The organism is Aurantimonas endophytica, assembly GCF_014196845.1.
In the GTDB taxonomy this organism is placed as follows: domain Bacteria; phylum Pseudomonadota; class Alphaproteobacteria; order Rhizobiales; family Rhizobiaceae; genus Aurantimonas; species Aurantimonas endophytica.
Genome location: NZ_JACIEM010000001.1, coordinates 26580 through 45640 on the forward strand (window position 1 = coordinate 26580; position 19061 = coordinate 45640).

A 19061-nucleotide genomic window follows, 5' to 3' on the forward strand; every position below is an offset into this window, starting at 1 on the left:
CTAGGCGCCGACGCCTTCGCCTGTGACCTGCAATGCGGCGGAAAAGCTCACGGTGAGAACAGTTTTCCTCGACTCATCCGTTACCTTCAGCAGCCATGCGGCGGTATCTTTGCCGCGCAGCAGGTTGCCCCGCACCCTCTCAGCCAGGAATTCGACTGCTTCTCCCCGTACGCTTGCCATGTCGGCGTGCTCCGAGCCAACGGTGTCAAGCACATCGATGCCATCATGCAGATTGAAGAAGAACCGAGCCATTGGGCTCTCCTGCGCGTTCGGCAAGAGTAACCAGCTCTCAGCCGCCCGCGCCGAAGAAATGCGAGCGATTACCGAGCGTGCGCTTTTAATGAGACATGAGCAAGGCTGGTGAGGGGCAGCGAATGCGGCTGCGGACCACCACGTCATCGAGCCGCCGCGTCAGCGCTGCCCTTCATTGGGTGGCGCGGGCCTTTCGTCGTCTCTGCATTCTGTTTCTCCGCCCGCGTTGAATTCCTCATCGGCCACACAAGCTTCATCTCACCCCCAAACGAGACAGGGGGACGAGCGCAGGCACGGCCCCACTGGTGCGCTCGGCGCCCCGCCCGCGCGCCCCTCCCGCGGACGGGGCGCACCCTTCGGCCACCAAGGTTATGACCGTTCGAACGGCGCTCCAGTCGTCTGCTTGATGGTCATGTTCGAGGGGCCGCCGGTCACGCGACGGCTTGGCGAGTTTGCAGAGTAAGGAGCACAGTCCTCATCACTGGCTCTCTCAAGGCAGGTGTCGAAGCTATTTGATCATCCCGGAGCGTAAGCCAATCGTAACGGCATGCGTCACGTTGACAGCTTTCAAATGATCGCACGCCTGGAATAGAAAATCCTCCACCTCGAATGGGGTGCTACCAAGAAGGTTGGCGGCTTCAATCACTGAAGTTCCATCCGCGATCAGTTGAAGACACAATACATGAGTGGGTTCCGTGGGCACGGTTTTCCGGTTAGATCTATGAACAGTCCTTGGCTTCAACAAATGAACAGTCATGGCGCCTCGCCACACTAAGCCAGAACTCTCTCAGAGCCGCTGACAAGTCACGGTGCTCATGGTCAATATGATCCAACTGCCTAGGTCCTGACACATTCCGTTACAAAAATCGGCCGAAAATGTGTCAGCGCCTGCAGGCCCTAACAGAGCAACTCGAATGGCTACTCGAAATAGTTCCACTCCCTTACGTTTGTGTAGAAAATACAGCCGAATCCAGAGCAACCGGTTGCTGAGACGATAGAAATCGCTCTTCAGCTGAATACCGTAAGCATCACTGCTATAAATGCAACTATGGTGATGCCAACTCGCACTGAGATCTTCTTTGTTTGCGGCGATCGGGTGCTTGTTCAAGGCGTGACTGGCAAATCCCGCCGACCTTTTTCCCTACGCGGCAGGCCTCACGGGAGGCGGTGCCCCACGCATTATTTCTCGCTCGATGAATCCGATCGCTCCCTGCGTGCGGTTCATTTCCCAGATCGCGGCCTGGGTACGATTGGTGACATTGATCTTGCGAAGGATCGACTTCACGTGGACCTTTACGGTCGCATCAGAAATATGGCAGATGCGGGCAATAGCCTTGTTTGAAAATCCCTTAGCGACATAGTCGAGAATTTCCATTTCTCGGGCTGAGAGGTTTTCGCAGCGCCGCGAAATTATTTCCACATCAGATAAAGTCGGGCGCTCCGGCTCAGCCAGCGATGAAGCGGCGAGGTGACGGTTTGCCGGTTCTTCTATAGCGTGCCATGCCCGTAAAGGGGCGCTCGAGTGGGCCTGAGCCCAATTGTCGCCTGTTCTGCACGATGCCCCCTCGCATGTTTCCTCGGCGGCGGCGCGAGCTCCGGGAGAAGCTTCGATCGCAGTTGGCGAGAACACGGACCCTCCAATAGCGATGAGTTCGAGACTCTTGACTAAGAACTCCCGTGAGATCGAACGGTGCAAAATACCCTGAGCGTTCAAGGCGATGGCTTGGCGCCTGCACACCTCGGAAAAGGTGTCGACTAAGAAGATAATGCGAGCCAGGGGGTGATTATTGCGCATCCCAGATATGCCGCCGTTATCGAGGGCAGCACCATCTTCGTGCCCGATCAAGACACTGATGTCCTCCGGCCACTTTCGTGGGACTTCAGTGAGGTTCTCGAGATTGGAGGCGACGGCGAAAACGCGGTGGTTCTCCTCGGTGAGGAGGTGTGCTAGCCCCGCGCGGTACAAGGGGTTGCCTTCGCAAATTGCTACGGCAAGTCGTTTAGCCAATGCCAACCCCTCCAGCTTCACGCCGGCTGCGCTTCCAATGAGTTTCCGAGAAAACGAGTGGTATGCGCCCTAAGACGTTAATCCGATTTCAATAAGCGACTTTCGAATCATTCGCCAGACGGCATCTCGAGGGTGCAATCATGTAGCAGCGACATCCAAGCCTTGGTCGGAGCAATTGCATGCCCTCTGGGTCACGGTGGTGACCTTTACGCCCATGGCGCTCAAGCGTCCTGTTCTCGACGGCAGCTGTGGCCCGTGCTCTGCTACCGTGATGTGCTGGTGTGGACGGCCTCTCACCCCAAGCGTTTGATGACGTCGCAAGCGTCACAACCAGATGAGAGGAGAGTCCCGTGAACATTCCCGTCCGCATTGGCATGGATACCTCCAAGTCGGTGTTCCAGCTCCACGGAGTTGACGAGAACGAGGTCGTGGTTGTCCGCCGGCAGTTCCGGCGCGCCGAGATGATCCGCTTCTTCGAGCGGCTTCCACCTGTTCTTGTTGCCATCGAGTCCTGCGGCAGCTCGCATCACTGGGCGCGGCTGCTGCAATCCTTCGGTCACGAGGTGAAGCTGATCCCGCCGCAGTACGTGAAGCCCTATGTGAAGCGTGGCAAGAACGATGCGGCCGACGCCGAGGCCCTGTGCGAAGCGGTGACTCGGCCAAGCATGCGGTTCGTGCCCGTGAAGTCGAAAGAGCGGCAGGCCGCCTGCATGCTTATGACCGTGCGGGAGCGCCTGGTCGGCGTGAAGTCGCAGCTCTCGAATGCTTTCAGGAGCTATGCGGCAGTGTTCGGCATTATCGGTCCCGCCGGAAGACAGAACGTCAACGCGCTCATCAAGCGCGTGCTCGAGGATGACACCTTGCCAGAGATGGCGCGGGATCTCTTTCGCTTCCAGGCCCGGGAGTACGCCACGGTCGAGACGCACCTCAAGGAGATTGAGGCCAAGCTGATGAAGTGGCACCGTGAGGATGACGTCAGCAGGCGGATCGCAACGATACCCGGCGTCGGGCTCATTGGATCGAGCATGCTGAGCATGAAGGCTCCGCCGGCTGAGACGTTCAGGTCCGGTCGCGACTTCGCCGCTTGGTTGGGGCTAACGCCCAAGGATCATTCGACAGGCGGCCGCCAGCGACACGGAGGCATTACGAAGGCTGGGGATTCAGCGCTCCGCTCAACGCTGATTGTCGGTGCGACAGCCGTGCTGAGGCACATCCGCAAGGGACGCCATAAGCCTTCGCCATGGCTCGCCGCCCTGCTGGAGCGAAAGCCACCGAAACTGGTAGCGGTAGCGCTGGCCAAGAAGTTCGCCCGCATCGCTTGGCGACTGATGGTCTCGGGCGGCGTGTACAACCGGCCAGAAGCCGCCATGCCTACCTGATCCGAGACCGGCGCCGACGAGCGAGGCTGCTCGGCAGTAGCCCTACGAACTTGCAGGACGCAGTAGATGGAATGACCGGTCGGTCGATACGCGCGGGCTTCCGAAGGTTACACTGGCACCCGATGTCGCCCATGTGCTTGGAACGTGCGTAGCGAACACCATCTTGGCCAGCGGCTTTGGCCGCGCAAACAGGCCGGACATCTGATAGCAAGCGATCAGGTCAGAAGGCTGCTACGATCCTGACAAGTGGAGGCCGTCCACATCTGCAACCTCTACTCTATCACCAAGGGCCAGACGGCCATCCTCGAGTTCACCCGCGCCATGCGGGACCGCACCGGCAACATGCCGCCGCTGCCCGGCGTCTTCCCGGACACAATCGCGCCGGTCGTCCGGAACGGCGAGGACGGCGTGCGCGAGCTGACGATGGCGCGCTGGGGCATGCCCTCGCCGAAATTTGCGCTGGAGGGCAAGAAGACCGACCCGGGCGTGACGAATATCCGGCAGACCAACAGCCCGCACTGGCGCCGCTGGCTGGGACCGGCCAGCCGCTGCGTCGTGCCGGTGACCTCCTTCTGCGAATACGACACGATCGAGGGCAAGAAGGTGCCGACCTGGTTCGCAAAGGATGAGAGCCGCCCCCTGATGGTTTTCGCCGGGATCTGGACGAACTGGACCAGCGTGCGGAAGGTGAAGGAGGGGGAGGTGAACGCTGACCTCTACGGCTTCCTCACCACTGAGCCGAACGCTGTCGTCGGGCCCATCCACCCGAAGGCAATGCCCGTGATCCTGACGGAGCCGGACGAGATCGACGTGTGGATGCGGGCGGAGTGGGCGGAGGCGTCAGTGCTGCAGCGGCCGCTGCTGGATGACATGCTGCGGATCGTGTCGCGTGGGGAGCGGAAGGACGGGGAGGCGGCGAACTAGGCAGACATCGACACCCGCTGTGTGGGAGCATGGTAGGGTCAGCGGGCCGTCTCGGTTATCGCTTCCTGCTTCCGCCACCTCATAATGGACCACTGTCCGCCCCCATCCGGAGCCCCGAGTGCCGCCTCTATCGTCCCCGCTCGCAGCAATGTCTCGATCTCGCGGGCAGGCAGCGGCCGGGAAAGCAGAAAGCCCTGTAGCTGGTCGCATCCCATCGCCAAGAGAAGGTCGTGTTGCGCGGTCGTCTCGACGCCCTCGGCGGTGGTCTTCATCCCGACTGCCTGCGCCAGGTCGACGATGGCCTGCACGATCGCTTCGTCACCCTTGTCGGTTCCGAACCCTGCAACGAAGCTGCGGTCGATCTTCAGGGCCTCTGCATGGAGATCGTGAAGCCGTCCCAGCGAGGAGAAGCCCGTGCCGAAGTCGTCGAGCGCGAACCTGACGCCGAGCCCGCGCAGATGCGTGATGTTCTTCTCGCAGACCGTCGCCCTCTCACAGAAAGCGCTCTCGGTGATCTCCAGCTCGAGGCGTTGCGGCGCCATCCCCTTCGCGAGAAGGATCTTCTCGACGCGGGCGGCGTAGTGCTCGTCGTGCAGTTCGATCATCGAGGCGTTGACCGCCACGGTGTCGACGGGCCATGTGCTGGTTTCCGTGCACACTCGTTCTAGGACCCACGCACCCAGCCGGAGAATAAGACCTGTCTCCTCGGCCACCGGTATGAACACCGCCGGCGAAATCGTCCCCTCGATCGGGTGATGCCACCGCAACAGGGCTTCGAACCCGGATATTGTGCCGTCGTTTGCGCGGATGAGCGGCTGATAGTGTACCTCAAGCTCGCCCGGCTGCTCCAGCGCCGCTCGCAGGTCCCGCTCCAGGTTCCGGCGGAGCGTGGCCGCCTGGTCCAGTTGCGGGTCGTAGAGTGTATAGCTGCTGCGTCCCGACCGTTTGGAGTGATAGAGGGCGACGTCGGCTCTTCGAAATAGCTCCTCACGATCGTCGGACCGGTGTGACGTTCTTGCCGCCCCAACGCTCGCTCCAACAAACACCTGCGTGCCCTCCAGGTCGAAGGGGCGCCTAGTCGTCTGGATCAAGGTCGCGCAGAAATCCTCGACGGCCTGTGAAGACGATAGGGAGCGCGTCAGGACCACGAATTCGTCGCCGCCGACGCGGGCAACCGTATCGGCTTCGCTGGTCATTCGCCTGAGGCGATCGGCAAACTCTCGCAGCAGTTCGTCGCCAGCAGGGTGGCCGAGCGTATCGTTCACCTCCTTGAAGTGATCGAGATCCAGATAGATCAGTGTGAGGTTATCGCCCGTCCGGCGGTCCGCAAGCGCCGCATTGAAGCGTTTGGCGAGATGGGCACGATTGGCGAGACCCGTCAGGAGATCGTGATGGGCGAGATGCCGAACCTCCGCTTCGCTCAAGGATAGATTGATCGAGCGCCGGCGCAGCGCCATGAGGAGTCCCACCAGGACGATCAGGCTGGCAATCGCGAGGCCCAACATGACAGGTCCAACCCGCCAGAGCACCGTCGAGCCGGGCCTGAAGGGCGTCCACACGAGATAGCCGAGCGGCAGGCCGTCGTCCTTGAGGAGAGCGGCTCTTGCCCCGCCCGGTGGCACCTCGCTATCCCAGGAAAACCTCAGATCATCGAGAAGATAGTCGCGCTCGAGCCCAGCCGCGAATTCCCCGTCGAGGTAGCGTGCGGCGACATGCATGTACTCATCGCCCGGTGCCTGCACCAGATCGCCAGTGTCGGAAACGATCGGCTTGACGCTGAGAATGGCCGGACGGCCATTGACGTTCACGAGATCCGATGCTCCGAGAGTGAGCACGCGATCAGATATGCCTTCGGTATCTCCCGACGCCACTCGGGACCGCAACTCCGCCACGAGGGGTTGAGTTTGTGGCTGAACGGCAGCAAACGCAGACGGATCCTGCTGCGCACCGTCAGCAAAGGCATAGATGGGCCGATCCTCGGCATCGAGGACATAGGCGTGGTCGTGGCCGAAATAGCTGGCCATCCATGAACCCAGATTGACGTCGATCCACTCCGCACCGCCGGGGTTTTTCACCTCCGTAACGGCGTCGTCCCAGACCGTTACGCTCTCCTGGTCATGAGCGATCTTCGACCGGATCTCAGCGACCACCACATCGACCAACATGTGCTGGCGGTCGATCGAGACACGGTCTGATTCCGAGGCCGACCACCACAGCAGCGCCGCTGCAATGCCGTTCAGGAGCAATGCCGCAGCCAGCATTGGCAGCATAATCTTCAGAAAGAACAGGCGCCGGCTTGGCTGCGCAAAATTGTCGATCATGAGGTGTCCTTACGGCGCCACCCTAACAAGCGACATCTGAAGAAGCTGTTTCTAACTTCATAATCGAAAGCGCAGTCGTGCCACCTGTAGCATGTCCGAGTGAACCACGTCCGTGATTGAGCGGCCGGTCCTGCTCAGGCGTTCTGGGTTGGATCGAAACTCAGAGCAGCTACGAGAGGAAGGCTTATGCTGCCCCGAGGCGCAGTGGGGTCCCCTTGTAGGCCAAAGCCACGAGAGGCAGTTGACGCTCTACCTCTCCAGATATCCCCGCGCGTTATCCGGCTGATGCCGGTAGCCCGTCTGTCGCTCGATCTCCCGCATGACGCTGTTCCAGTGGCGGCCGCGGCGACGCAGCAACTGGCTGCCCCTCCACCGCGCATCCTCGCGCGCCACTCGCCAGCGATCACGCGCCTCCAGCCATGCGCCTTCCGGTCCGTACAGAGTGATCAGCACAGTCACCTCGCGCCGGATATCGGGCGGGCGGCGGGAGAGGCGGGAGAGCAAGCGGCGGATCATGACGGCTCGAACGGCCTCCCGGTCGCCTGCTTGATAGTCGTGTTCGCCCTTATGCGCATGCTGACGTTCCGGCTCCCGCATCGGACACATCGCACCGGCGCCTTCCAGCGGACATAGGTCTGATCGTGGCCCCACATCTCGATCGCGCGGGAGAGAGTTAGGTCGAGATCTCTATGGCAATCGTCGCACGCCCAGGCGATGCCCATGCCGTTGTCCACCAGGTCGCCGAGGGTCGAAATGGTGAAGCTCTGGTGTGTTGGTTTCAATCGCCCGCCACCTCCGCAGGCACTTCGCCATGCCGCACGAGCACGATCGGCTCCTCCAGGACTTCGCCGGTCTCCACGTCGACCGTCTGCTCTACCGCCACGACGCCAACCACATTGCCGAGCCGCCCGCCGTCGCGATCGGCGCGCAGCCGAGCTTCCTCGGCAGTCTTGAACTGCATCGTCTGCCCGTTCATGAGCCGACGGCCGTGCTTCACGAACTGCTGCACGACATAGAGCTTGCTGGCTGGCATCGGTCATTCCTTCGGCTGGGGGAGACGGGTCACGCCCATCCCCGATGCACCGCATTCCATGCGTCGGCGACGTCAGCATAGCCGATGGCGCGCAGCAACTCGTCGATGACTTGGGCGCTGTCGGATCGGGCGACGGCCGGATCCGTCTCCTTGGCGATCATGTGCAGCAACGTGATGGCGTTCTCGCGTGTATTGGCGTTCGCGAGTTCGAGCAGGGAGGCCAGGTCGTCGTGCGGCTGGACGGCGCCGCGGGACCAAGGACTGGGCATCGTCACCTCCCGGTTTTGCAAGAAATCCGCAGAGTGCGGATTGCTTGGCTGTCGGGCCTGAATGTAAGCTGTTGTTCGCACGAGGGAAATTGGATCGCGGCGGGATCGTATTGCTTCCCTTAGCAGGGGAGCGCCTTCGACCACTCGGCCACCTCTCCGGGGACCGGCAATACGCGTGACGGCCGCCGCTGGCAAGGGAGAAGGCGGCAAAAGCCGTGCGCAAAAGCCAGGGTCCGGCATGGGACGGTGCGGCCGTGCGAGGCCGTGCGCGCGTGGCCAGGGTTCGCAGCACCCTTCTGGTGGGGCATCGGCCCTCTGGCGAACGGTCCGGGGAAGCCGCCGCAAACCCGGCGCCCGGTCGCCGGCGGGAGGCTGCGCGATGTCGCCCGCGGCGTCTGCGCCCGGGCCGTTGCTTGTGGGGCGGGCAGGGCTTCGTTAAAGGTCGGGAGAAAGCGTCTCGAGGTGTTCGAACGGTGACGTCGGGACGGTGGGGCATGGTGTCGTGATGCAGCGGAAAGTCGTGGGGATACTCCTGGTCTGCGTGGTCCTGCTGGTGGCGATCATCGCCGGCTACTGGGACATGCTCCAGAGCGAGAGTCTGCGCATCTCCAATCCGCCGCAGGAAACGGCCGAAGACGACGTCGCCCTCCTGCCCGAGGGCAGGGCGATGGGCGAGGACGTGCCCCGGGAGGGCGGCGGTCGGCCCGCGCAGGCACCGGCCGGCGAAACGGCGTCGCAGGCTTCGCCCGGTGGCTCGGTCCCGCCCGCGGATTCATCCGGCGACACGACGTCGAGCGCGGCGGCTCCCGAAGCGGCCGAAGCGTTGCCGGCCGATGCGACTTGGAGCGGCGGGTCGGCCGAAGACATCGCCGATCCCGTGGCGACGGCGCAGGATTTGGTCGCGCCCACCGAAAGCACCGAGGCGGGCGCGCCGGCAAAGGATCCAGCGGCGCCGGCAGTTCCAGTTCCGGACGATGCGGCGGCGGATGACGCCGACGCGCTGCCGTCGGCGGCCACGGGTGCCTCGGACGCTGCCGCGGCGCCCGCTTCGCCGGCCGGTGCTGCGCCTGCAGACGCCGATGCATCCGAAGTGACGCCGCGCTTCGACCTGCTGCGGGTCGAACCCGACGGCGCAACGGTGATCGCGGGGCGTGCGGCGCCCGGCAGCCGAATCGCCCTGCGCGACGGCGAGGCGACGATCGGGACGGACACGGCCAATGCATCCGGCGAGTTCGCCATCGTGCTCGAGAATGCGCTGGAGCCGGGCGACCACGCCATCCGGATCACCGCCACCGGCGAAAACGGCGCGGTCGCGTCGTCCGAGGAGATCGCCATCGTCTCGGTTCCGCAGCCGGGGCGGGAGGGCGAATTGCTGGCCATGGTCGAGGCGCCGAACGAGGCGTCCCGGCTGATCAGCATCCCCGCCTTCGAGCCGCGGAACGCCGCCCCGCCGCCATCGACCTCGGGCGCCACAGAGACGGCGTCTGCGCCTGCCGGAGCCGAGACGCGCCTGGCCGCGCCGGCTGCCGATCCGGCCGCGCCGGACGCGGTGACGCTGCCGCGCGCCGCGCCGCAGTCCCCCGTCGGCGTACCGGCGACAGTGCCGATGCTGCGGGTCGAGGCGGTGGAAATCGAGGCCGGCAAGGTCTTCGTCGCGGGAGCGGCCGAGGCCGGTGCGCTGGTACGGGTCTATATCGACAATGTGCTGCTGGCCGAGGAACGCGCCAGCCCCAAGGGCCGGTTCCTGGTCAGTGCCGACACGCCGGTCGCGCCCGGCGACCACGTCGTGCGCGCCGATCAGGTGACGCGGGACGGCAGCGTCCAGATGCGCGCCGAAGTGCCGTTCCAGCGGCCGGCCGGCGAATCGGTCGCCATGGTGGCGCCGCCGCCGGCCATTGCGCCGGAGGCGGACAGCGCCAGTGGCGACGACCGCGATGCTGCCCGCGCGGCGGCGCCGGGCGAGGCTTCGGCAGGATCCGCCGCTCCGTCGAGTGCGTCCGGGGCGGGTACCGGCAACGGCTTGCAGGCACGGACGAGTTCGCCCGACGACGCCGTGGCAACGCCAGTCGGCCCTGGCGAGGCTTCGTCGCAGGGTGGCCGGCCCGTGACGGTTGCAGAGATCCCGCCCGGCGACGCTGCGGGTGACCCAGTCGCCACTGGCGAAAACGCCGCCGATCAGTCAGTGGCTACTCCGGCTCCGCCAGCCACCAGCCAGGCCGCATCCGCGCCCCCTGCCGGAACATCCGCCCCCGCTGCCGCCGCGCCGACCCCCGCCGGCGGGCGGGTCGAGACGCTCCCGGCGGATTCCGCCGACGCCGCGTCGGAGCAGGTGCCGGTGAGCCGTCAGGATGCACTGACCACGGCGCAGGGCCGGGTGATCATCCGGCGCGGCGACTCGCTCTGGCGGATCTCGCGGGAGACCTACGGAATGGGCAGTCGATACGTGGTGATCTATCTGGCGAATGGCGACCAGATCCGGAACCCGCATCTGATCTATCCCGGTCAGGTCTTCAGCGTCCCGAACGAGCGCGTGGAAACGCCCGAAGTCGGTGACCGCGGCTAACCGGCGCGGTCACCGCGTCCGATCGCGAGAGGGCGTCGCCCAGCTCGCGTCCGGATAGAGGCTCGCGAGCGGGCTTAAGCTAACAGGACGTGGAGAGGCGCGGCGCTCATCGGCGCTTTGCCCGCGTCGGAAGGACAGTCTTGGCGAATCCAGGCAGCAAGCGCGTATCGGGCGACCGGGGAGCGACGTTCTCCACGCTGGTGAACCTGTGGCCCTATATGTGGCCGGCGGACCGGCCGGACCTGCGGATGCGGGTGGTCTACGCCTCCGTCTTCCTGATCCTCGCGAAGCTTTTGACCGTCGCCGTCCCGTATTTCTTCAAATGGGCCACGGACGCGCTGGACGGCGCCAACAGCGCCCGGGAATGGCTGCCACTGGTGGTCACCGGCGCGGTGACCCTGGTGGTCGCCTACAATGTCGCCCGGGTCGTCGCCGTCGCGCTCAACCAGCTGCGGGACGCGCTCTTTGCGCGTGTCGGCCAGCATGCCGTGCGCCGGCTCGCCTACCAGACCTTCGTGCACATGCACCGACTGTCGCTGCGCTTCCATCTCGAGCGGCGCACCGGCGGCCTGTCGCGGATCATCGAGCGCGGCACCAAGGGCATCGAGGCGATCGTCCGCTTCACCATCCTCAACACCGTGCCGACGATCCTGGAATTCGCGCTCGTCGCGGTGATCTTCGGCGTCACCTACGGCCTGTCCTACGTCGTGGTGATCGCCGTGACCGTGTGGCTCTACAGCTGGTTCACCATCAAGGCGAGCGACTGGCGCATCGACATCCGCCGCGACATGAACGAGTCCGACACCGACGCCAACACCAAGGCGATCGACTCGCTGCTCAATTTCGAGACGGTGAAATATTTCGGCAACGAGGCGATGGAGGCGCAGCGCTTCGACCGCTCCATGGCGGGCTACGAGATTGCCGCGACGCGGATCTGGACGTCGCTCGGCTGGCTGAATTTCGGCCAGGGGGTGATCTTCGGCGTCGGCATGGGGATCACCATGGTGATGTCGGCGCTGGAGGTGCGGGCCGGCACCCAGACGCTCGGCGACTTCGTGTTCATCAACGCCATGCTGATGCAGCTGTCGGTGCCGCTGAACTTCATCGGCTTCGTCTATCGCGAGATCCGCCAGGGCCTGACCGACATCGAGGAGATGTTCGCGCTGCTGGAGGTCGAGGCAGAGGTCAAGGACCCCCCGGGTGCCCCGGCGCTGGTGGTGCGGGAAGGTGCGATCCGCTTCGAGAATGTCCGCTTCGGCTACGATCCGCAGCGCGAGATCCTCAAGGGCGTTTCCTTCGAGGTGCCGCCCGGCAAGTCCGTGGCGATCGTCGGCCCGTCGGGCGCCGGCAAGTCGACGATCTCGCGGCTGCTCTTCCGCTTCTACGACGTCAGCGCCGGCCGCATCCTGATCGACGGCCAGGACATCGCCTCGGTCCGGCAGGATTCGGTGCGCGCCGCCATCGGCATCGTTCCGCAGGATACGGTCCTGTTCAACGACACCATCGCCTACAATGTCCGCTATGGCCGCGTCGATGCCACGGAGGAAGACGTCGAGCGCGCGGCGGAACTGGCGCAGATCGCCTCCTTCATCCGCGAATTGCCGGGCGGCTTCGGCGCCATGGTGGGCGAGCGCGGCCTGAAACTGTCGGGTGGCGAGAAGCAGCGGGTGGCCATCGCCCGCACCATCCTCAAGGCGCCGCCGATCCTCGTCCTGGACGAGGCGACGTCGGCGCTCGACACGCATACCGAGCAGGACATCCAGACGGCGCTCGACCTGGTCTCCAAGGAGCGGACGACGCTGACGATCGCCCACCGGTTGTCGACCATCATCAACGCCGACGAGATCATCGTGCTGAAGGCCGGCCAGATCGTCGAGCGCGGGTCGCATCGCAGCCTCCTGGCCGCCGGCGGGCTCTATGCCGAGATGTGGGCAATGCAGCGCGAGGCGACCGAGGCGGAGGAGACGCTGCGCCGGGCGCGCGAGGCGGATTCGCTGGGCGTCGTCGAGCGGCGGCCGCCACCCGCGCCGTGAGGCGGCTCTGACCGAGCCGGATGTCGCCAGCGTGATAAGGCGGCTTTTGCGCTGATGGCGTCCATCGGCTAGACCCGGCGGAACAACAGGATGGCGTCCGCCCTTCCGGCATCACGACTGCCGGGTCCACCGCTTGAAGAAAAGACCGCCAGAGATGCACATATTCGCCTCGATCCGTAACGTGCTGGCCCCGGTCCACAAGGCCGGCTACCCCTTCATCGCTGCGTTCTTCGCCGTCGCCGTGGTGCTCGGCTTTCTCTGGCAGCCGCTGTTCTGGATCGGCATGATCCTGACGGCCTGGTGCGCCTATTTCTTCCGTGATCCGGAGCGGGTCACGCCGGTCGCCGATCATCTGGTGGTCAGCCCGGCCGACGGGCGTGTCTCGCTGGTCGGCCATGTCGTGCCACCTGCCGAACTCGGCCTCGGCGCCGAGCCCATGCTGCGCATCTCGGTGTTCATGACGGTCCTCGACTGCCACGTGAACCGCGCGCCGATGCGCGGCCGGATCACCCGCACCGCGTATCGCGAGGGCGAGTTCCGCAACGCCGAGCTCGACAAGGCGAGCGAGGTCAACGAGCGCAACTCGCTGGTCATCGACGGGCCGCAAGGCGAGATCGGCGTCGTGCAGATCGCCGGGCTCCTGGCGCGGCGGATCATCTGCTGGTCGAAGATGGATGACCGGCTCGAGGCCGGCGAGCGGTTCGGCCTGATCCGTTTCGGATCGCGTCTCGACGTCTACCTGCCGGACGGTGCCCGGCCGCGCGTCGCCGAGGGCCAGACGGCGATCGCCGGCGAAACGGTCATCGCCGAATTCGGCAATCAGCTGCCGACATGGCCGTCGAGGCGCGACTGATGGCTATCGGCTCGCCGTTCCCGCCCTTCGATCCGGGCAATCCGGACGAGGCGGATGTTCCCGCCCGCCGCCGCATCCCGTTCCGGCGCATCGCGCCGAACCTGATCACGCTGCTGTCGATCTGTGCCGGGATGACGGGAATTCGCATGGCCTTCGAGGGCCGGTTCGAGCTCGCCGTCAGCCTCGTCCTCGGCGCCGCGCTGCTTGACGGCATCGATGGCCGCGTCGCGCGCTATCTCAAGGGCCAGAGCCGGTTCGGCGCCGAGATGGATTCGCTCGCCGACATCGTTAATTTCGGCGTCGCGCCCGGACTCGTGCTGTACGCTTACATGCTGCACGATGCAGGCTCGCTCGGCTGGATCGCCGCGCTGCTCTATTCGAGCGCCTGCGCCCTGCGCCTGGCGCGGTTCAACACCATGCTCGACGATCCGAACCGACCGAAATGGCATTCGGCCTTCTTCGTCGGCGTGCCGGCGCCGGCCGGCGCAGCCCTTGCCATGTTCCCGGTCTATCTCAGCTTTTCGGGGTTCGATCTGGGCGTGCCGGGCGTGACCGCGGCAATCGCCAGTGTCTATCTCGTCGCCATCGGCCTGCTGATGGCCAGCCGCCTGCCCACCTGGTCGGGCAAGGGTGCCGGGATCCGCGTGCCGCGCGACTATGCGATCCCCATCATCCTGGGGCTCGTCGCCTATGTCGCGGTGCTGCTCAGCTTCTTCTGGCAGACCCTGACCCTGACCGCGATCGCCTATTTCGTGTCGATCGGGTTTTCCGCCCGGGCCTTCAGCCAGCGGGCAGCGCTCGACGCCCGCGGCGACGATCAGGCCGGGTCGCGGTAGTCCAGGAACTTTTCGGCCCGCACGTCGAACAGCTTGCCGGTCTCGGTGACGCCGGCGAATGCCAGCGGCACGATCTTCGCCGCGACCTCGCGGGCCGTCGGCAGCGACTTCGGATCCTCGCCCGGCATCGCCTGGGCGCGCATGGCGGTGCGCGTGGCACCGGGATTGACCGAATTGACGCGGAGCGGAAGGTTCTGCGTCTCGTTGGCCCAGGACCGCACCATGGCCTCGGTCGCTGCCTTGCTGGCGGCATAGAGCGACCAGAACGCCTTTGCCGAATGGGCGGCGCCCGAGGAGATGACGAGGGCGCGCCCCGCCTGCGCCTTGCGCAGCAGCGGATCGACCGAGCGGATCAGCCGCCAGGTCGCCGTGACGTTGACCGTCATGGTCTTCTCGAAGGTCTTTGCCTCGATATGGCCGATCGGCGCCAGCACGCCCAGGAGGCCGGCATTGGCGACCAGCACGTCGAGCCGGCCCCAGCGCTCGTTGATGGCGCCGCCCAGCCGGTCGATTCCGCCCATGTCGGTGAGGTCCAGCGGCACCAGCGTCGCCGAGCCACCGGCGGACTTGATCTCGTCGTCGAGTTCCTCGAGCCCGCCGACCGTGCGGGCGAGGGCGATGACATGCGCGCCTTCGGCGGCGAGCCCCTTGGCGATCTGGTAGCCGATGCCCCGGGAGGCGCCGGTGACCAGCGCGACCTTGTCCTTGAGCTGTCCGGTCATGCGATCTCTGTCGAAGCGAATGCGTTGGGAGAAGTTTAGCCTGCGCCGCCGAGCAGGGACAACTGCCGAACATTGTCCGTGCCGTCCTGGTCGGTGAGCGAGGTCGGGTAGTCGCCGGTGAAGCACGCATCGCAGAATTGCGGCATCATCCGGTTGCGCTCCGGCTCGTCGACGGCGCGGTAGAGCCCGTCGATCGTCAAAAAGGCGAGCGAGTCGACCTTGATGTAGTCAGCCATTTCCTCGATCGTCATCCGCGAGGCAAGCAGCTTGCCCTTTTCCGGCGTGTCGACGCCGTAGAAGCAGCTGGCGCGGGTCGGCGGTGAGGCGATGCGCATGTGCACTTCGGCAGCGCCGGCCTCGCGTACCATCTGCACGATCTTCTGGCTGGTGGTGCCGCGCACGATCGAATCGTCAACCAGCACAACACGCTTTCCCTCTAGGATTTTGCGGTTGGCGTTGTGCTTGAGCTTGACGCCCATGTGGCGGATCGCATCCGTCGGCTGGATGAAGGTCCGGCCGACATAGTGGTTGCGGATGATCCCCAGCTCGAACGGCAGGTTGGCTTCCTGGGCGTAGCCGATGGCGGCAGGAACGCCGGAATCCGGCACCGGCACGACGATGTCGGCCTCCGCGTGGCTTTCGCGGGCAAGCTCGGCGCCAATCTTCTTGCGGATGTCGTAGACGTTCCGGCCTTCGACGTTGGAGTCGGGCCGGGCGAAGTAGACATATTCGAAGATGCAGAAGCGCGGCCGCCTTGCCTGGAAGGGGAAGACGCTCTCGATGCCGTCTTCGGTGATGATCACCAGTTCGCCCGGCGCGATGTCGCGGACGAAGGTCGCGCCCATGATGTCGAGCGCGCATGTCTCCGAGGCGAGGATCAGCGAGCCCTCGAACTCGCCGAGCACCAGCGGCCGGATGCCCAGCGGATCGCGAACGCCGACCATCTTCTTCGACGACAGGCCGACCAGCGAGAAGGCGCCCTCGAGCCGCGACAGCGCGTCGATGAGCTTGTCGACGAACAGCCGCCCGGCGCTGGTCGCGACCAGATGCAGGATCGTCTCGGTGTCGGAAGTGGAGGAGAAGATCGATCCGCGCCGCTGCAGCTCGCGCTGCACGGTCATCGCATTGGTAATGTTGCCGTTGTGCGCGACGGCGAATCCGCCGGCGGAAAGCTCGGCGAAGAAGGGCTGGACGTTGCGCAGGCCGCCACCGCCGCTGGTCGCGTAGCGCGTGTGGCCGATCGCAGAGGTGCCGGGGAGGCGTTCGAGCACCGACTGCTTGGTGAAGGTGTCGCCGATCAGCCCCGAGTGGCGCTCCACATGGAACTGCGAGCCGTCGTAGGAGACAATGCCAGCCGCCTCCTGGCCCCGGTGCTGGAGCGCATGCAGCCCCAGCGTGACAACGGCGGCCGCATCGGTCCGCTGGAAAATACCGAACACGCCGCATTCTTCATGCAGCGAGTCATCGCCAAAAGGCGTCTCATCCATGATTTTGTCCGCCGTTTGCCGGTGCGCCCCGGCCTGCCGTCGTAAAGATCACCATATAGGCCCGCGCCCGCCGATGCGCGAGTCTTTGCTGCACGGATCGTTCAATCCCGCGAAACCTCAGTTGGCGGGCGGGGGCGTCTCGCCGGAATCGTCGATGAGCCCCTCGATCGAGCTCGGCTCGCCGGGTGCCTCCGTCGCGTCGGGCAAGGGAGCCGCGCCCGGCTCGCCATCCGGAGCCGGCACGGTGTTCGGTTCGCTATCCGTGCCCTGGATCTGGTCCATGATGACCTGCTCGGGATTCTCCGGCAGCGCCGCCACCAGTCGCTGGCCGAGATCGTCGAGAAACGGCTTGCTGCGGGAGTCGGCGATCCATTGCGGCTGATTCGCCGGTGCCAGCCAGTTGAAGAACAGCATGGCCACGACGACGAGCAGCAGGCCGCGTATCGCGCCGAACACGAAGCCGAGCGCCCGGTCGATCGCGCCGACGCGGCTGTCGATGATGAAGTCGGCAATCCGCAGCGTGATGAACGACACCACGATCAGCGTTAGCAGGAAGATCAGCGCGGCGGAAACCGCCAGCGCCACCATGTCCGACGCGATGTACTCGGACACGTAGGGGGTAAGGGGCCGGTAGAAGAAGAACGCGGCGGCCGCGGCAACCAGCCACGCGACGACCGACAGGACCTCGCGGGAGAAACCACGCACCATCGCCAGAAGCGCCGAGACGAGCATGATCGCGAAGAGGATCGCGTCGAGAAGGGTAAGCGTCATAAACGATCGATCCTCTGGCCTTTCGGAGCGAGCGGGCAACGGGTCTTGCCGGTCCCGTCCGCGCAGCGTCGCTGGGCAATAACCCTTTGCCGCCGATTTTACACTAGGGCCGTGGCGGAAAATCAAGCATCTGTGGCCCCGCCGCCCGATGCGACCCTTGCCACGAGGTCCGGCAGAGCCTCGACCTCGAAGCCGCTCATGTCGCGCGAGCGCGGCATGTCGGCGGGCGCCGAGGGTAGCACCGCCTGGCGGAAGCCGAGCTTTTCGGCCTCCTTGAGGCGCTGGGCGGCATGGGCGACGGGCCGCACCGAGCCCGACAGGCTGATTTCGCCGAAATAGACGCAGTCCGACGGCAAGGGCGCCCCGCTCAGCGAAGAGACCAAAGCTGCGGCTACGGCAAGGTCGGCGGCGGGCTCGGAGATGCGGAACCCGCCGGCGACGTTGAGATAGACGTCGTGCTGGCCGAGCCGGACGCCGCAATGGGCTTCCAGCACCGCCAGGACCATGGCGAGGCGCGGCTGGTCCCAGCCGAGAACTGCCCGCCGCGGTGTGCCGAGCGCGGAGGGCGCCACCAGCGCCTGGATCTCCACCAGCACCGGCCGCGTGCCCTCCATGCCGGCGAAGACCGCCGCCCCCGGCGCCTTCTCGTTTCGCTCGCCGAGGAACAGCTCTGACGGGTTCTGCACTTCGCGCAGGCCCAGGTCGCCCATCTCGAACACTCCGATCTCGTCGGTCGGGCCGAAGCGATTCTTGACGGTGCGCAGGATCCGGTAGTGATGGCCGCCTTCGCCCTCGAAATAGAGCACCGCGTCGACCATGTGCTCGACGACCCGGGGCCCGGCGATCTGGCCCTCCTTGGTGACGTGCCCGACGAGGATCACCGCCGCGCCGCTCGCCTTGGCAAAGCGCACCATCGCCTGGACGCCCGCCCGCACCTGGGTGACGGTGCCGGGCGCGGAATCGGCCATGTCCGACCAGAGCGTCTGGATCGAATCGATGATGACGAGGTCGGGCCGCCGCGCCTCGGCCAACGTCGCTAATATGTCCTCGACGTTGGTCTCGGCCATCAGCTGTACGTCGGTGTCGGCGGCCTTCAGCCGCTGCGCCCGGAGCCGCACCTGCGCTACCGCCTCCTCGCCGGAGACGTAGACGACGCTGTGGCCGTTGCGGGAGAGGGCGGCCGCCGCCTGCATCAGCAGCGTCGACTTGCCGATGCCGGGGTCGCCGCCGATCAGGATCGCCGAACCACGCACGATGCCGCCGCCGAGTGCCCGGTCGAGCTCATCGATCTTCGAGATGATCCGCGGCGCCTCCTCCATTTCTCCGGAGAGCGGGAGCAGCGCGGACGGACGGCCGCGGCGCCGAGAAGCGCCCTGCGGTCCACCGCCGATGCCGCCGGCGGAATTCTCCTCGACGACGGTGTTCCACTCGCCGCAGGCTTCGCACTTGCCCTGCCAGCGGGCGGTCACCGAGCCGCAATTCTGGCAGATGAAGGAGAGTTTCGGCTTGGCCATGCGGTCTTTCGTCGAACGGGAGTTGCGGCAATATGAAGTGAGAACAAATCAGAAACAAGGGCGGCGGGCGTCGTCGCCGTCTTGGCTATAACGTCC

Annotated in this window: 16 protein-coding genes; 6 read left to right on the top strand and 10 right to left on the bottom strand. The window is 65.4% G+C overall.

What is annotated here, in order from left to right:
• Entirely contained in the window at nucleotides 1-252 is a 252-nt protein-coding gene (locus GGR03_RS00200; RefSeq protein WP_183205239.1) for a DUF6894 family protein, read from the bottom strand.
• Between the two features lie 1141 nt (nucleotides 253-1393).
• Nucleotides 1394-2281: a LuxR C-terminal-related transcriptional regulator gene (locus tag GGR03_RS00205; protein WP_252920141.1), complete on the bottom strand. Its 888-nt coding sequence runs from the start codon at nucleotides 2279-2281 to the stop codon at nucleotides 1394-1396.
• Nucleotides 2282-2634: 353 nt separating this feature from the next.
• Here GGR03_RS00205 and GGR03_RS00210 point away from each other — a divergent pair, with 353 nt between their 5' ends.
• Nucleotides 2635-3639, top strand: coding sequence for an IS110 family RNA-guided transposase (locus GGR03_RS00210; protein WP_210291999.1), 1005 nt, complete (start codon nucleotides 2635-2637; stop codon nucleotides 3637-3639).
• A gap of 261 nt (nucleotides 3640-3900) precedes the next feature.
• The gene (locus GGR03_RS00215; protein WP_183206949.1) at nucleotides 3901-4563 is read left to right on the top strand and encodes an SOS response-associated peptidase family protein; all 663 of its coding nucleotides are present in this window, start codon (nucleotides 3901-3903) and stop codon (nucleotides 4561-4563) included.
• A gap of 38 nt (nucleotides 4564-4601) precedes the next feature.
• Here the strand turns inward: GGR03_RS00215 and GGR03_RS00220 are convergent, their stop codons facing one another.
• The 4 genes from GGR03_RS00220 to GGR03_RS00235 form a co-directional block, all read right to left on the bottom strand.
• A complete protein-coding gene (locus GGR03_RS00220) occupies nucleotides 4602-6884 on the bottom strand; it encodes a putative bifunctional diguanylate cyclase/phosphodiesterase (protein WP_183205243.1) in 2283 nt (760 codons plus the stop codon).
• A 249-nt stretch (nucleotides 6885-7133) separates the two neighbouring features.
• Nucleotides 7134-7481: a hypothetical protein gene (locus tag GGR03_RS00225; RefSeq protein ID WP_183205245.1), complete on the bottom strand. Its 348-nt coding sequence runs from the start codon at nucleotides 7479-7481 to the stop codon at nucleotides 7134-7136.
• Nucleotides 7482-7662: 181 nt separating this feature from the next.
• Nucleotides 7663-7917 (bottom strand): hypothetical protein, encoded by a 255-nt coding sequence (locus GGR03_RS00230; RefSeq protein ID WP_183205247.1) that lies wholly within the window; start codon nucleotides 7915-7917, stop codon nucleotides 7663-7665.
• A 29-nt stretch (nucleotides 7918-7946) separates the two neighbouring features.
• Nucleotides 7947-8186: a hypothetical protein gene (locus GGR03_RS00235; RefSeq protein ID WP_183205249.1), complete on the bottom strand. Its 240-nt coding sequence runs from the start codon at nucleotides 8184-8186 to the stop codon at nucleotides 7947-7949.
• A gap of 505 nt (nucleotides 8187-8691) precedes the next feature.
• Here GGR03_RS00235 and GGR03_RS00240 point away from each other — a divergent pair.
• The 4 genes from GGR03_RS00240 (at nucleotide 8692) to GGR03_RS00255 (ending at nucleotide 14471) form a co-directional block, all read left to right on the top strand.
• Nucleotides 8692-10749 (top strand): LysM peptidoglycan-binding domain-containing protein, encoded by a 2058-nt coding sequence (locus GGR03_RS00240; protein WP_183205251.1) that lies wholly within the window; start codon nucleotides 8692-8694, stop codon nucleotides 10747-10749.
• 218 nt (nucleotides 10750-10967) lie between these two features.
• Complete coding sequence (locus GGR03_RS00245; protein ID WP_183206950.1) at nucleotides 10968-12782, top strand: ABCB family ABC transporter ATP-binding protein/permease; 1815 nt, start codon at nucleotides 10968-10970, stop codon at nucleotides 12780-12782.
• Between the two features lie 154 nt (nucleotides 12783-12936).
• Nucleotides 12937-13635 carry a phosphatidylserine decarboxylase gene (locus GGR03_RS00250; RefSeq protein WP_183205253.1) on the top strand — a complete coding sequence of 233 codons (699 nt, stop codon included), beginning with the start codon at nucleotides 12937-12939 and terminating at the stop codon, nucleotides 13633-13635.
• Nucleotides 13636-13640: 5 nt separating this feature from the next.
• Nucleotides 13641-14471 (top strand): CDP-alcohol phosphatidyltransferase family protein, encoded by an 831-nt coding sequence (locus GGR03_RS00255; RefSeq protein ID WP_183206951.1) that lies wholly within the window; start codon nucleotides 13641-13643, stop codon nucleotides 14469-14471.
• Here the strand turns inward: GGR03_RS00255 and GGR03_RS00260 are convergent.
• The 4 genes from GGR03_RS00260 to radA all read right to left on the bottom strand — a co-directional run bounded on the left by GGR03_RS00260 (nucleotide 14453) and on the right by radA (nucleotide 18965).
• Complete coding sequence (locus tag GGR03_RS00260; RefSeq protein WP_183205255.1) at nucleotides 14453-15193, bottom strand: SDR family NAD(P)-dependent oxidoreductase; 741 nt, start codon at nucleotides 15191-15193, stop codon at nucleotides 14453-14455. The genes GGR03_RS00255 and GGR03_RS00260 overlap by 19 nt on opposite strands.
• 35 nt (nucleotides 15194-15228) lie before the next feature.
• Nucleotides 15229-16680 carry an amidophosphoribosyltransferase gene (purF, locus tag GGR03_RS00265; RefSeq protein WP_183205257.1) on the bottom strand — a complete coding sequence of 484 codons (1452 nt, stop codon included), beginning with the start codon at nucleotides 16678-16680 and terminating at the stop codon, nucleotides 15229-15231.
• A 117-nt stretch (nucleotides 16681-16797) separates the two neighbouring features.
• Nucleotides 16798-17451: a CvpA family protein gene (locus GGR03_RS00270; RefSeq protein ID WP_183205259.1), complete on the bottom strand. Its 654-nt coding sequence runs from the start codon at nucleotides 17449-17451 to the stop codon at nucleotides 16798-16800.
• A 122-nt stretch (nucleotides 17452-17573) separates the two neighbouring features.
• On the bottom strand, nucleotides 17574-18965 hold the full coding sequence (gene radA / locus GGR03_RS00275; protein ID WP_183205261.1) for a DNA repair protein RadA: 1392 nt from the start codon (nucleotides 18963-18965) through the stop codon (nucleotides 17574-17576).
• Between the last annotated feature and the right edge of the window lie 96 nt (nucleotides 18966-19061).